Origin of the sequence: Poritiphilus flavus (assembly GCF_009901585.1) — a bacterium.
GTDB lineage: Bacteria > Bacteroidota > Bacteroidia > Flavobacteriales > Flavobacteriaceae > Poritiphilus > Poritiphilus flavus.
Genome location: NZ_WXYO01000001.1, coordinates 425,709 through 437,877 on the forward strand (window position 1 = coordinate 425,709; position 12,169 = coordinate 437,877).

Sequence of the window (12,169 nt, forward strand, 5' to 3'; positions counted from 1 at the left end):
TTGATTTTAAAAGCTTGTAGTATATTAGTTAGAAAGACATTTCTAAAATTGAAGTATGGATAGCAACTCAACCTTTACAAAGCGGATAGGAGGATATCTCCACAAAATGATCCCTATCACCGATGCCGGAGGAAAGATATTGCATTACGTGGCCAAACCCTTAATGGTGGAATTCCGGCCTCGCGATATCATGCAAGTCATCATTGGTTCCACCATATTGGCCTTACCAATCGCATATACTGAAGAAGCCTGGAAACTAGGGGAGGAACTGCCGCTGATCAATGTCGCTTTTCTATCCCTGCTATCCTTAACATTCATAGCCCTGTTCGTCTTTTTCAACTTTTACCGTTTCAATATTAGAGGGCACAGGTTCAATTATTTCAAAAGGGTTCTCGCCACCTATCTGATTTCGATTCTAGTAGTAGCTGTTCTACTTACCATCATCCAACGCTGCCCCTGGCAAGAAGACCATATATTGGCGATTAAACGAATAATTATCGTTTCTTTTCCAGCATCCATGAGTGCGACGATAAGTGATGTAGTGAAGTAAACCCTTGTATTATCCCTGTGAATTTTGATACTACATAAAGCAGAATTGCATCAGTCCGCATCTATGCTCCTATCTGCTGTTTGATATACTCCCTGGGAGTCATGCGCATTTGTTTTCTAAATGCCGCGTTGAAACTGGACTTGGACCGGAACCCGGATTGGTTGGCTATAGCTTCTATGGTAAGATTGCTGTAATTCCTGTCCCCCAGGCGTTCCTTTACCTCCTCAATACGGTATTGGTTGACAAAATCATAGAAATTCTTTCCCAAAGCGTTATTAAGAATGGTACTCAGGTACTTGGGAGGTAGGTCCATGGCTCCAGCCAGGGCGTCGAGGCTTAGATTGGGGTCCGCGTACAACTTCTTTTCATTCATCAAATGATCCAATTTAGTTTTGAAGCCCGAAATCTCAGTCTCGGTAAGGAATCGACCACTATTGACCACATTAAGCCTTTTGTTCAGCAAAAAGAACTTAACATTAGATACCACTTCAATTCCCAGCCAAAGTAAAACCAGGCCCATCACCAGCCAAAGTGGATTATAGGATACCGTGGCAACCCCAAAATCGTACACCCAATAATTGATCAAGATCATAATGCCCCAGCTAACCAACAGGGCCGTCATCCCGATCAGGAATCTTTTTATCCACCCTATCAGTCCGTTCTTTCTTATAGGATTGGTTTTCCTCCAGGACCTAAAAACGGAAAAGGCATAAGCGAGGTACCCTAATCCTGTAAGAACAGCGACTAATTGCTCCGTATGACTGAAACGAACCTCAAAGGGGGAAAACATAAACTGTAACTTTAGCCTTTCCGGCCCTAGAAAAAGTAAACTGTAATAAAAGAACATCAAAATACCGGGGATAAAATGCATCAGGTATTTTGAATGCCATTTAAAAGATGGATTGATCAGGCTTCTGATATAAAAAAAGCCCAACGGACCAAGCCATAAAATAAAGGAAATTGGGGTAAAAAGGCTTTTGTAGGAGCTGGTCAGGCTGTAATTCACCGCAAATAGCTGGTTCTTAAACCCATATAGCGATAGCACCAGGATGATCAGGCTCAGAAATACGTTCAGGGACTTTCCCCTGGTCCTTTTGAACAATAAAAACAGGGAAATTAGTATTCCGGCCGCAAATAAGGGATAGATCAGTTTGGTATAAAGCTGTCCCAGCATCCCGGCCTCCAGGTATGAGGCGAGTCCCAGATCAATTTTTCTGGCCAGGCCGCTGGGTACCTCAACCAGTTCCATATTGCAGACAGGGCATAATCCGGGTTCCTTAAAATGAATGGTATCGTGGCTACAACCACATGGCGGGCAGCGGTACAAAACCGCAGTGGGATCAGCAGGGATTTCTCCCTGAAAGCCCGCCGCAACTGAGGGAAGGAAGACACAAAAAACTATGATAAAAACACCTTTCATCCGAGTAACACAGGGTGAAGCCTTTTAAATTTAGGAAAAGCAGTTCTAAAGTTTCTGTTAAATGTCTGCCAGAATTCCGCTAAGTAGTAAGAAACCCGGTCCGGGACTGTTGAGAAATGTACGTTTGGAAGCATTCGTACAAAAGCTGTTATGGTTCCAGGGGGTATTGCAGCTCGTAGTGATAACTTTTACAGTAATCCATAAAGCATCTCTGTCACAAAATTGTATTCTTCCCGCCTAATACATTATTTTCGATCTTAGAGATCACATAATAAAGATTCTTAAGCCTCATGAAGTCATTTTACCAGACTTTCGGATTCTACCTCTTTTTGCTGCTGTTGAGCCTGAAGACGGCCGTGGCGCAATCCAAAGACTATTACCCGGACGAAAAATGGCGCGTAAGTGCTCCTGAAGCACAGGGGATCAACTCAAAAAAGATAAACGACTTCATTTCTCTCTTAAGGGCCGGCCGTATTCAAAAGCCAATCACTTCATTCGCCATTGTAAAGAATGGTTATTTGGTAGTTGATGAAACTTTTGGTAACTATAATGGCAACACGCCTCACACCCTTCAATCTGTAACAAAGAGTATTACGGCTACCCTTGTAGGGGTAGCGATCGAGCAGGGTTTTATCCAGAGTACGGAACAGAAGATCATCAGCTTTTTTCCTGAGTACAGCAGCATAGCAAATATGGATAACCATAAACGGGACCTGGATCTTGAAGATGCGCTTACGATGCGAACCGGACAGGCCTGGACGGGTGAAAGCCATTTGGATGCTCTTAACCGGTATCCCGGGGATCGGATGAAATACGTGCTCGACTATAAAATGGAAACCAGCCCGGGTAAAAAATGGTACTACAATAGCGGTATCGCGATCCTGCTGGGTGGTCTGCTGCAAAATGCCAGCGGAATGTATACTCAGGAGTTTGCACAGAAATACCTTTTTGACCCCATGCAGATCTCATCCGCAAACTGGAGGTGGAGCCATAGAGGAATTCCTCATACCGGCGGTGGTCTTTTCCTCAAACCAAAGGACATGGCCAAAATAGGATATCTCTATTTGCGCAATGGTAACTGGAAGGGTAAACAATTACTCCCGGAATGGTGGGTAAAGAAGGCAACTACAAGGCATGTGACTTATACAGAAGATATAGCAGGTATCAGCCAACTGAGTTATGGCTATATGTGGTGGTTGATGTCTTTGGATAAAAAAGCGCGGAATCAGGTATCCACCGAGATCTTTATGGCTTATGGCCACTGGGGACAGTTTATTTTCATAATCCCCAGGTACGACATGGTGGTCGTTTTTACGAACAGCAGTTCGGCTAGCTATGCCGAGGAACTAAAACCCATTAGTTTGTTGTTTGATTATGTTCTGCCGGCTGTTGAAGGCTAATACCGGTAGAATGCCTTAAGGGTTCATTACCTTACCATCCTCCGGAATCCATTTATCATATTCCATATATTCCGCTGTCGCCCGGGCAGATTTTGGGCTTATCAACCTATTTACCAAATGTAAGGCACCGTCAATTCCGGCAGACACCCCGGCGGTGGTGACCACTTGTCCATCATCCACAAATCGCGTTCCCTTCAGAACCTCAGTTTTTGGAAAAGCCCCTTCCAGGCGTTCCAAAGCCCCATACCAGGTGGTGGCAGACTTGTTGTCCAGAAGCCCCGCATCTCCCAAAAGAAAAGCTCCCGTAAAAACAGACATCAGCAAAGCACCATCTCCCGCGCTTTCCCTGATCCAACGGATCACTTCCGGGGTTTTGCGCGACTTTCCCGTTGCACCCCCGGGAAGAACTATAATATCCGCAGACGGGGCATCTTCAATAGTGTAATCCGGCATAACTTTGAGAAATCCCTGGCTTATTATTGGATCTTTGCCTACCGCAACGGTAAAGACCTCAAATGCCCTTTGGTAATTCCCATGGATATCGCGGTAACCGGATACGGCAAAGACTTCGGCCGGACCACTGAAATCCAGTATTTCAACGCCGTCATAGAGAAATATGGCCACCTTCTGTTTTTCTTTTTCCTCTGGCAAATCGCTTTCCTGGATTGCTTTATCAGAAATACCAATAAGACACGAACATAATATTAATAAAATCAAGGACAAATAATTCATCGGAACAGGGTTTTGATCTAACTGACAAAATAATCCAACTCCCTATATCATCAAACTGCTGATCCACTAAGGATGTGTGAATTCCAGAATCCCTACAAAATGCGATTCCTCGCGAATTCCGGATTTTTCAAAAAACGGACGACAGGATGCAGCCGCACTTTTTTGACCTCAGAATTTCCGCGCTTCCTCCCTGCTCTTTCTAATTTGACGGTATGAATCAAAAAACGCTCATCATGAAATTAATTAATGTCATTTCCCTTGGTCTACTTACCTTCTTCCTGTTTGCAGTCACCGCCCGGCTACAGTCTCAGGAGAAAGCCTTTGTCCGATTGGAGTACACCAAACTCCCAACAAACGACTGGACCGGATACTGGAACGAAATACAAACCAAATGGAAACCCCTGTATCAGGACATGATCACCAAGGGTGATCTAAAAGCCTGGAAACTCTTTTGGGTACGCTTTCCCGCCGGCACTGAGATCCCATATGATATCGTCAGTGTAACTTTTCACAAAGACAGTGTAGGGCTGGCCAACGCGGCAGTTTCCAAATTCTATGAATCCAACAAGAAAGCTGGCGAAAGCCCGTTTGTTGAGATGGAAAAACCTCTGCTGGATATCATCAACCGGGTAAAAGTTGAGACCTATGAGGTTTTGGAACAGGCGAGGGGTACTTTTGAACTGGACTCCCTGGCCAGGACAAATCAAAATTATCAGATAGACTTTATGGATTCCTCCAGGTCTAACGCGGAAGACTATGTGAAGATGGAACGGGAAGTGTTTTTGCCCATGCATCAGGTAGCCATGAACGATGGCCGACTCAAAAGCTGGACGCTCTGCAGGCGATTGAGTCAGGATGGGAATGCGGTCCTTCAGCGATTTATCATTCTAAATCAATGGAGTTCCTGGGCGAACTGGCAATCCGCCGGAGGACTTCAGGATTTCCAGCAGGTAGACCCTGAGATCGATCAGAAGGCATTCAACGAGATCTTCAATAAGATCGGCAGGCTCAGGCAAATGACCAAATCTGAAATGTGGTCTATTTGGGATGAACTATAGGTGTGAGCAATTCCCGGATAATTAGCCGCTATTTAATATCCCGCCGTCAATAGTAATGGCAGAGCCCGTGATCCAGGAAGCCTCATCTGAGGCAAGAAATAAGGCGAGCCGGGCCACATCCTCAGGTTCGCCCAGCCGTTTCAACAGCGTCTTTGCCTCGGTAGCTGCTATGATGCTTTCCGGGTTCTCAAAGGCCTGGGCCGAATCATGCAACAAAGGAGTATTTACCGGTCCGGGGCAGATGGCATTTACCCTGATCTCCGGGCCGTAATCCAGTGCCATTTGTTTCATCAGGGCAACGGCACCCGCCTTGGAAGCACAATAGGCCGCATGTTGTGGAAAGCTCTTAAAGGCAGCAATAGAAGCGTTTATAAGTACTACCCCTCTGCCTGTTTTTTGCAATTCCGGGAGGCCGTATTTGCAGAGGTAGAAAATAGAGTTCAGGTTGGTTTCTATGGTATGCTGCCATGTTTCTACGGAAGTCCCGCTAACCGTACCCAGTCCCAGGACACCCGCATTAAGCGATAGTATGTCAAGCCGGCCAAAGGCCTGGGCTGCTTTCTTTATCAGCTGTTTGTTCTCCTCCGCTTTGCTTACATCAGCCTGAAAAAATAGGGTTGGGGATAGCTCGCTTAGTTCATTCGCAAGTTGCTCCCCTCGTTTCAGGTCTCTTCCCGAAACGATACATCGGGCCCCTTCCCTGGCAAATGTTTCAGCAATGGCCTTGCCCATACCGCTGGTTGCACCAGTGATCAGTGCTACTTTGTCTTTGAGTTTCCCTTGCATCTTTGTTTATTAATGTTGATGGCCCGGCCCTGAGATTATCGTTCTTACAGATTCAACCACTGTTTGAACTGAGCTGCGCGGTTCTTACTGATCACCACGCTGATATCCGAACTGGGTGTAACAAGGATCTTCAGCTGGTTATTCCCGTACTTTACGATCTTGTCTATACTGGATATGGCAATGATGAATTGGCGGTTGGCCCGGAAGAAATAGGAACTGTCTAACTGCGAGAACAGCTCATCCAGGCTCAGGTTGGTGGTGGATCGCCTACCGTCTATACACACTACATAGGTAATGGTGTTTTCGGTAAAGATATAGGCCATTTCTTCAATGGGAATGGGGATCAATTCATTTCGGATATAGGTAAGTATCCGCTTTTTAGTGGTACTGTCCCCGTTCTGCTCTTCCGGTTTTTGCTCGATTACTTTTTGTTGGTAGTCCCCCACTGCCCTGTTCAGCTTGGAAAGGTTTACCACCTCGTCCTCCAGTTTTTCATTCTTGAGTTCCAGCCTCTTTTCATAGGCACTACCCAACAAACGCACTGTGATGACGTAAGACAATATCACCACCAATCCCATTACCAGGAAGATGGTATAAAAACGCCTGCTTATCTGCCCGATCTGTGTGGAAATATTTCCTATGTTGACATGAGCAGCGACGATCCAATCCGAATTTTGCACAGGATACAAATGGATCACCTCAGACTCCAGGCCTTCATCCTCAGAAACATCAGACTCCAGGAGCTCCTGTCTTTGATGTAATAAGGTATAGAAGCTTTCCGGGCTCAGGTCGTCCGTAACGGAAGAGACAAAGGACTTGTTAGTGCTGGCCGGTTGCCCTACATTTTTGATATCCGGATGGCAGACTACTCTACCAGACCAATCGTACATGCTCAGGAAACCCATTTCAAAATCTGTTCCCTTCAGGCTTTGTTGTATCTGATCCACAACAGAATCTTTAGCAATACCATTGCTCAGCTGATGACCAACCAGTATCCCAAAGGTCTTAGCTTCCTTTTTGCTGAATTCCAGATGCGCCTCCAGCACTTCCATCGTACTTGCGCGGATCAGGTATTGCAGGGCGATACCTGCTATAGCCGTGTAAATGATCGCAATAGATAAAAAGGTAAGAAAATAGAGTTTGTCTTTTCGCATTATAGGCCGGGCAATTTTGATTCTAAGATAAGAATTTGGTTTTCATTCAGATACAAAAAATGTCGCTTCAAAGGCCATTTAGCATTTCCAAAAAAACCGGATTCCTTTCAAGGCCGATATTTCCCTTTTAAGACCGATTCTTCCCTCTCACCAAGGTTTTGTCTTTGTAAACGGCTGATTTGCACTTGTTTTGGAAAAGAATTTCAGGGCAGCTGCCCGGCTTACAAAACGAACATTTTAGTGATAACCTCATCAATTTAAAAGAAGTATTATGAAAAAGAAAGTGACATTTATCCTGCCTCTCCTGGCTTTACTAGCCACTGCCTGTACCAGCGACAGTGAGAGTGATCTTACTGAAGTAGAAGAACCGGATGGACCTATCTCTTATACGGCCAATATCCGGGGTGTTATAAACAGTAATTGTTTAAGCTGCCACTCGGACCCCACAAGGAACGGCGCCCCCTTTCCATTGACCAATTTTGAGCAGGTCCAGGTTCGGGCAGAAAACGGTTCTTTGCTTAGAGCAATCAGCAGGCAGACCGGAGAGGCAGGTGCGATGCCACCCAGTGGTCGATTACCACAAGCTACCATAGACCTGGTAGAACAATGGATACAGGAAGGTTTAAGGGAATAAGAACAAGTGGTAATCAACGCAATTATGAAAAAACTGAAGAAGTTACTGTTTTGGGCAATGCCCATCCTGGCTGGTTTAGCCATAAGCGGCATACAGGCACAGGACAAGTACATAGACAGAAATGGCACCATAATCTTTGAGGCATCCGAAAAACTCTTCGAAGAGGTTAAGGCCAAACATGAATCGGCAACGGTCATCTTCAATGCCGAAAACAATCAGATCGCGGCACTGGCCCTGGTCAAGGGGTTCCACTTCAAGAATTCTCTGATGGAAGAACACTTTAACGAGAATTATATCGAATCGGAATCCTATCCCAAAGCGATATTTAAAGGAGAACTGCTCAATCTGGACCCCGAAGCACTGAACGAAAACAGTACCGAGGTTACCGTAAAAGGGGTGTTGGAACTACACGGGAAACAGAAGGAGATAGAAACGGCCTTAAAAACCCAAAAAGTCGGGGATATCATTTCCATGACCGGAGAGTTTAAGGTGACCCCAGCTGATTTTGACATCGAGATCCCCAAGATCGTCAGAAACAAGATCGCCAAAGAAGTACATGTTAAAATGGATTTTAAACTGGTTAAAAAGTGATGCGAAGAAAACAATACATCGTACTGGCTTCGAGCCTGTTCGTATTCTTACTGGCCATTTCAGCCTATAAGTACATCTACAGGGAACACCGGGATATCGGATCAGAAAAGGCGGATTTCTCCATGTCCGCGGTGGAACTCAAAACAGTTCTTGCCCAGGAAGCCATAGCCCCAAAATATATAGATAAAGTGATTAAGACCCACGGCATGATCACGGCTATAGAACAACAATCCGCCATAATAGATAACAAGGTCCAGGTAAACTTTAACGGAGACGTTTCCGGCAAGCTAAGCCTCAAAAATCCAATTGCTATCAAAGGCAGATGTGTAGGTTATGACGACCTATTGGAACTAGTCAAAATAGATCAGGCCATACTGGTTTCGCCAAATAACTAATCAATATAAATACTGAAAAATGAAAATACTCAAAGTCCTCATATTCTTGTTTCCCCTAATGATCCTTTCACAGGAGGATCTATTAGATGAAATCGATACCAATGACAGCTCGGATTACGAACAGGCCGCCTTCAAAGGTCTGAAGATCGTGAATTTTGAATCCACCAAAATGGTATCCCAAAAACAGCTCTTTTTTGTGGTATCCCACCGTTTTGGTTCTATCAAAACAGGGATCGAAGATTTTTTTGGCCTGGATCAGGCTGTCACCAGGCTCAATTTTATCTACGGTATTTCTGATGGGATCAATATTGGGGTTTCTCGGAGTTCATTCCAAAAAACTTACGAGGCCTCCTTAAAACTTAGATTGCTGCGTCAGAAACAAGGAGGTTCTCCTTTTACCGTGGTCCTGTTCAATAGCGTATTACTCAACACCGCCCTGGAAGAGGAAGTACTTCCCGGCCTGGAATTCGAAAACCGCCTAAGTTATTCCACACAGGCACTGATCTCCAGGAAAGTGAACAAGAATCTGTCCCTGCAATTAGCGCCAACCTTCTTTCACGATAACCTGGTGGCCCTTGATGAGCAGGAAAATTCGCAATTCGCCATAGGGATCGGTGGCAGGCACAAGCTCACCAAAAGATGGTCCATCAATATTGATTACGGCCTGCATCTGAACCGGGCTTCCGGATCGCCATTTCAAAACCCGCTATCCATAGGTTTTGATCTGGAGACAGGAGGACATGTCTTTCAATTGCACTTTACCAATGCGCAACCGATGAATGTAAACACCTTCCTCGGACAGGCTACGGGCGACTGGGGCACCGGCGACATCTTCTTCGGGTTCAACTTATCCAGGGTATTCTAAAAGACAATACTATGAAAACAGGTCTGGCCAAAATTTCAGTTCGTAACAGCTTCTGTTCGAACTGTTCCGAAAAAATTGAGAACGCCTTAACGGCAATAAGGGACATCAGCAATGTACACCTTTACCCTTCTGAGGCATTGATCGTCTTTAGCTTTAGAAAAGCGAATGAGCTTGCAGTAGCCCTGAATACACTGACGGACTTGGGCTATCCACCAAAAAGCGATAGCCTAAACCCGAACAATAAAATAAAGCCTTCATGCATCTGTATGAGGCCTGCCATGCAAGAAGCCTTACCGGCAGGATTCAACGAGCTTTACCGCATTCCGGGCAAGGCAGCGGAAAAACAACTCAACATCGCCTCATGATGGTGATCAGCAAATATCTGAACAAAAATTTACGGCGGTAGTCGCATCAATTAATACCGTACCGCCACATGAACAGGCTATGGCCTGAGCCCCTATAATAATTGTTTTAACATCTAATCTTTAAAAAATGGAAATGAGAAAATTCTTTTTATTAACAATGGTATTTTTTGTACTGCTCGGCTGTAGCAGTGACGACAACGGCGACCCGGTTGACGATGATCCGGTTGACGATGGTCCGCCTCCGGTTGAAAATAACGCGGTAAGACTGCGGAACGATGCCACATTTGGCAATATACTTACGAGTACCGACGGTTTCTCCCTCTACTTTTTCTCTTTGGACAGCAAAGGTGATTCCAATTGTGAGGACGGATGCCTGGCTGCCTGGCCGGTCTTCTACGTACAGGACCTGACCCTGGACAACGGTCTGGATGCCGCGGACTTCGGTACGATTACCCGAGGGGATGGTGAAATGCAAACCACCTACAAAGGATGGCCGCTATACCTCTTTGCCAATGATAATGCGGAGGGGGATGTCAACGGCGATGGCTCTGGAGATGTATGGTATGTCGCCAAACCGGATTATTCCGTGATGATGACCCAGGCACAACTGGTAGGAAGGGATTCCAATGGCGTGGAAACCAACCTGACCAGTACTTATGAACCCGGGGACGAGCAGACCTTCTATATGACGGATGCTGAAGGGAATACCTTGTACAGATTTGTAAATGATAGAAATGGCGTAAATAACTATACCGCCGACGATTTTTCAAACGACGCCCTATGGCCCATCTTTGAAGAGGCCTTACAAAATGTACCCAGCATCCTGGATGCGGCAGACTTTGGCTCCATAGATGTCTTTGGAAGGCAGCAGCTTACCTATAAAGGTTGGCCGCTATATTATTTCGGACAGGACGCTGCAAGAGGAGACAACTTTGGGGTAGGGTTCCCAGTCGCAGGGGTATGGCCTATTGCCAACCAGGACACGGAAACCGCACCGGAGCCAGATCCCAATGCGGTAAGACTTAGAAACGATGCTACTTTTGGCAATATCCTGACAAATTCAGATGGTTTCTCGCTCTACTTTTTCTCCCTGGACAGCAAAGGAGATTCCAATTGCGCCAATGGATGTCTGGACGCCTGGCCGGTATTCTATGCTGAGGATCTCACCCTGGACAACGGCCTGGATGAGGCAGATTTCGGTACGATTACCCGTGGAGATGGCGCTATGCAGACCACTTACAAAGGATGGCCATTGTACCTCTTTGCCAACGATAATGTGGAAGGGGATGTCAACGGAGATGGCGCAGGAGGCATATGGTATGTCGCCAAACCGGATTATTCCGTGATGATGACCCAGGCACAACTTGTTGGCAGGGATTCCAATGGGGTGGAAACCAACCTGGACAGTAACTATGAGCCTGGTGACGAGCAGACATTCTATATGACTGATGCCGAAGGAAATACCCTGTATAGATTTGTAAACGACACCAACGGGGTAAATAACTATACCGCTGACGATTTTTCAAACGACGCCCTATGGCCCATCTTTGAAGAAGCCTTGCAAAATGTGCCAAGCATTCTTGATGCAGCGGACTTTGGATCCATAGACGTCTTTGGAAGGCAGCAGCTCACCTATAAGGGATGGCCCCTGTATTATTTCGGCCAGGACGCCGCAAGAGGAGACAACTTTGGGGTAGGATTCCCGGTCGCAGGGGTATGGCCCATTGCCAATCAGGACACGGAAACAGCACCTCAGGCCGGAGGCGGTACCAAAACCTATGAGGTTACCAATCAGGCCGCATCTGCCTACATCTTTAACGGAGAGGGCCTTAACGATGCTGTGAATCCGGATCTGACATTGAAAAGAGGGGAAACTTACGATTTCGTTGTCAATGCTCCCGGGCATCCGTTTATCATTAAGACGGCACAAACTCTGGGTACAGGAGATGCTTATAACGACGGTGTGACCAACAACGGAGCGGCCTCAGGAACCATTAGTTTCACCGTACCGAACAACGCCCCGGACACCCTGTTTTACGTTTGCGAGTTCCACAGTCCAATGACCGGAACCATAACAATAATAGATTGAAAAAGGAAATTGTGTGTTTTAGTTAGTAGTTTTGAACCTGGGACCCCTTGTGGGTCTCCGGGTTCCGAGCTATGTTTACGGACCTTAGCGCGCTCAAGTAGAATCACCGATAGGATATATATTGAAAAGA

Annotated in this window: 13 protein-coding genes; 9 read left to right on the forward strand and 4 right to left on the reverse strand. The window is 45.9% G+C overall.

Annotation, left to right across the window (positions count from 1 at the left end):
- Positions 1-55 precede the first annotated feature (55 nt).
- Complete coding sequence (locus tag GTQ38_RS01680; RefSeq protein ID WP_161433490.1) at positions 56-550, forward strand: DUF2391 family protein; 495 nt, start codon at positions 56-58, stop codon at positions 548-550.
- A 61-nt stretch (positions 551-611) separates the two neighbouring features.
- On the opposite strand, the gene GTQ38_RS01685 is transcribed toward GTQ38_RS01680, so the two are convergent.
- Entirely contained in the window at positions 612-1,970 is a 1,359-nt protein-coding gene (locus GTQ38_RS01685; RefSeq protein WP_161433491.1) for a helix-turn-helix domain-containing protein, read from the reverse strand.
- Positions 1,971-2,260: 290 nt separating this feature from the next.
- Between GTQ38_RS01685 and GTQ38_RS01690 the strand changes: the two genes are divergently transcribed.
- Positions 2,261-3,370, forward strand: coding sequence for a serine hydrolase domain-containing protein (locus tag GTQ38_RS01690; RefSeq protein WP_161433492.1), 1,110 nt, complete (start codon positions 2,261-2,263; stop codon positions 3,368-3,370).
- A gap of 15 nt (positions 3,371-3,385) precedes the next feature.
- Here GTQ38_RS01690 and GTQ38_RS01695 read toward each other — a convergent pair whose 3' ends face one another.
- Positions 3,386-4,021 carry a DJ-1/PfpI family protein gene (locus GTQ38_RS01695; RefSeq protein WP_161433493.1) on the reverse strand — a complete coding sequence of 212 codons (636 nt, stop codon included), beginning with the start codon at positions 4,019-4,021 and terminating at the stop codon, positions 3,386-3,388.
- Positions 4,022-4,335: 314 nt separating this feature from the next.
- Here GTQ38_RS01695 and GTQ38_RS01700 point away from each other — a divergent pair, with 314 nt between their 5' ends.
- Complete coding sequence (locus GTQ38_RS01700) at positions 4,336-5,160, forward strand: hypothetical protein (protein WP_161433494.1); 825 nt, start codon at positions 4,336-4,338, stop codon at positions 5,158-5,160.
- Positions 5,161-5,181: 21 nt separating this feature from the next.
- Here GTQ38_RS01700 and GTQ38_RS01705 read toward each other — a convergent pair whose 3' ends face one another.
- The gene (locus tag GTQ38_RS01705) at positions 5,182-5,946 is read right to left on the reverse strand and encodes an SDR family NAD(P)-dependent oxidoreductase (RefSeq protein WP_161433495.1); all 765 of its coding nucleotides are present in this window, start codon (positions 5,944-5,946) and stop codon (positions 5,182-5,184) included.
- A 44-nt stretch (positions 5,947-5,990) separates the two neighbouring features.
- Positions 5,991-7,100, reverse strand: coding sequence for a LytTR family DNA-binding domain-containing protein (locus GTQ38_RS01710; RefSeq protein ID WP_161433496.1), 1,110 nt, complete (start codon positions 7,098-7,100; stop codon positions 5,991-5,993).
- Positions 7,101-7,371: 271 nt separating this feature from the next.
- Here GTQ38_RS01710 and GTQ38_RS01715 point away from each other — a divergent pair, with 271 nt between their 5' ends.
- The 6 genes from GTQ38_RS01715 to GTQ38_RS20905 all read left to right on the forward strand — a co-directional run bounded on the left by GTQ38_RS01715 (position 7,372) and on the right by GTQ38_RS20905 (position 12,039).
- Positions 7,372-7,734 (forward strand): hypothetical protein, encoded by a 363-nt coding sequence (locus tag GTQ38_RS01715; protein WP_161433497.1) that lies wholly within the window; start codon positions 7,372-7,374, stop codon positions 7,732-7,734.
- A 24-nt stretch (positions 7,735-7,758) separates the two neighbouring features.
- Positions 7,759-8,325, forward strand: a complete 567-nt coding sequence (locus GTQ38_RS01720; RefSeq protein ID WP_238857743.1) for a YceI family protein — start codon at positions 7,759-7,761, stop codon at positions 8,323-8,325.
- Positions 8,325-8,720, forward strand: coding sequence for a hypothetical protein (locus GTQ38_RS01725; protein WP_161433498.1), 396 nt, complete (start codon positions 8,325-8,327; stop codon positions 8,718-8,720). Before GTQ38_RS01720 ends, GTQ38_RS01725 begins: the two co-directional genes overlap by 1 nt.
- Positions 8,721-8,739: 19 nt before the next feature.
- Positions 8,740-9,585, forward strand: coding sequence for a DUF5777 family beta-barrel protein (locus GTQ38_RS01730; protein WP_161433499.1), 846 nt, complete (start codon positions 8,740-8,742; stop codon positions 9,583-9,585).
- An 11-nt stretch (positions 9,586-9,596) separates the two neighbouring features.
- Positions 9,597-9,950 carry a hypothetical protein gene (locus tag GTQ38_RS01735; RefSeq protein WP_161433500.1) on the forward strand — a complete coding sequence of 118 codons (354 nt, stop codon included), beginning with the start codon at positions 9,597-9,599 and terminating at the stop codon, positions 9,948-9,950.
- 133 nt (positions 9,951-10,083) lie between these two features.
- Positions 10,084-12,039, forward strand: a complete 1,956-nt coding sequence (locus GTQ38_RS20905) for a hypothetical protein (protein WP_238857744.1) — start codon at positions 10,084-10,086, stop codon at positions 12,037-12,039.
- Positions 12,040-12,169 lie beyond the last annotated feature (130 nt).

Excerpts from the sequence above, each read along its gene's own strand:
- GTQ38_RS01680 (WP_161433490.1), top strand. The coding sequence starts at position 56 with ATGGATAGCAACTCAACCTTTACAAAGCGGATAGGAGGATATCTCCAC.
- GTQ38_RS01710 (WP_161433496.1), bottom strand. The coding sequence starts at position 7,100 with ATGCGAAAAGACAAACTCTATTTTCTTACCTTTTTATCTATTGCGATC.
- GTQ38_RS01690 (WP_161433492.1), top strand. The coding sequence starts at position 2,261 with ATGAAGTCATTTTACCAGACTTTCGGATTCTACCTCTTTTTGCTGCTG.
- GTQ38_RS01685 (WP_161433491.1), bottom strand. The coding sequence starts at position 1,970 with ATGAAAGGTGTTTTTATCATAGTTTTTTGTGTCTTCCTTCCCTCAGTT.
- GTQ38_RS01705 (WP_161433495.1), bottom strand. The coding sequence starts at position 5,946 with ATGCAAGGGAAACTCAAAGACAAAGTAGCACTGATCACTGGTGCAACC.
- GTQ38_RS01700 (WP_161433494.1), top strand. The coding sequence starts at position 4,336 with ATGAAATTAATTAATGTCATTTCCCTTGGTCTACTTACCTTCTTCCTG.
- GTQ38_RS01735 (WP_161433500.1), top strand. The coding sequence starts at position 9,597 with ATGAAAACAGGTCTGGCCAAAATTTCAGTTCGTAACAGCTTCTGTTCG.
- GTQ38_RS01715 (WP_161433497.1), top strand. The coding sequence starts at position 7,372 with ATGAAAAAGAAAGTGACATTTATCCTGCCTCTCCTGGCTTTACTAGCC.
- GTQ38_RS01725 (WP_161433498.1), top strand. The coding sequence starts at position 8,325 with ATGCGAAGAAAACAATACATCGTACTGGCTTCGAGCCTGTTCGTATTC.
- GTQ38_RS01720 (WP_238857743.1), top strand. The coding sequence starts at position 7,759 with ATGAAAAAACTGAAGAAGTTACTGTTTTGGGCAATGCCCATCCTGGCT.
- GTQ38_RS01730 (WP_161433499.1), top strand. The coding sequence starts at position 8,740 with ATGAAAATACTCAAAGTCCTCATATTCTTGTTTCCCCTAATGATCCTT.
- GTQ38_RS20905 (WP_238857744.1), top strand. The coding sequence starts at position 10,084 with ATGAGAAAATTCTTTTTATTAACAATGGTATTTTTTGTACTGCTCGGC.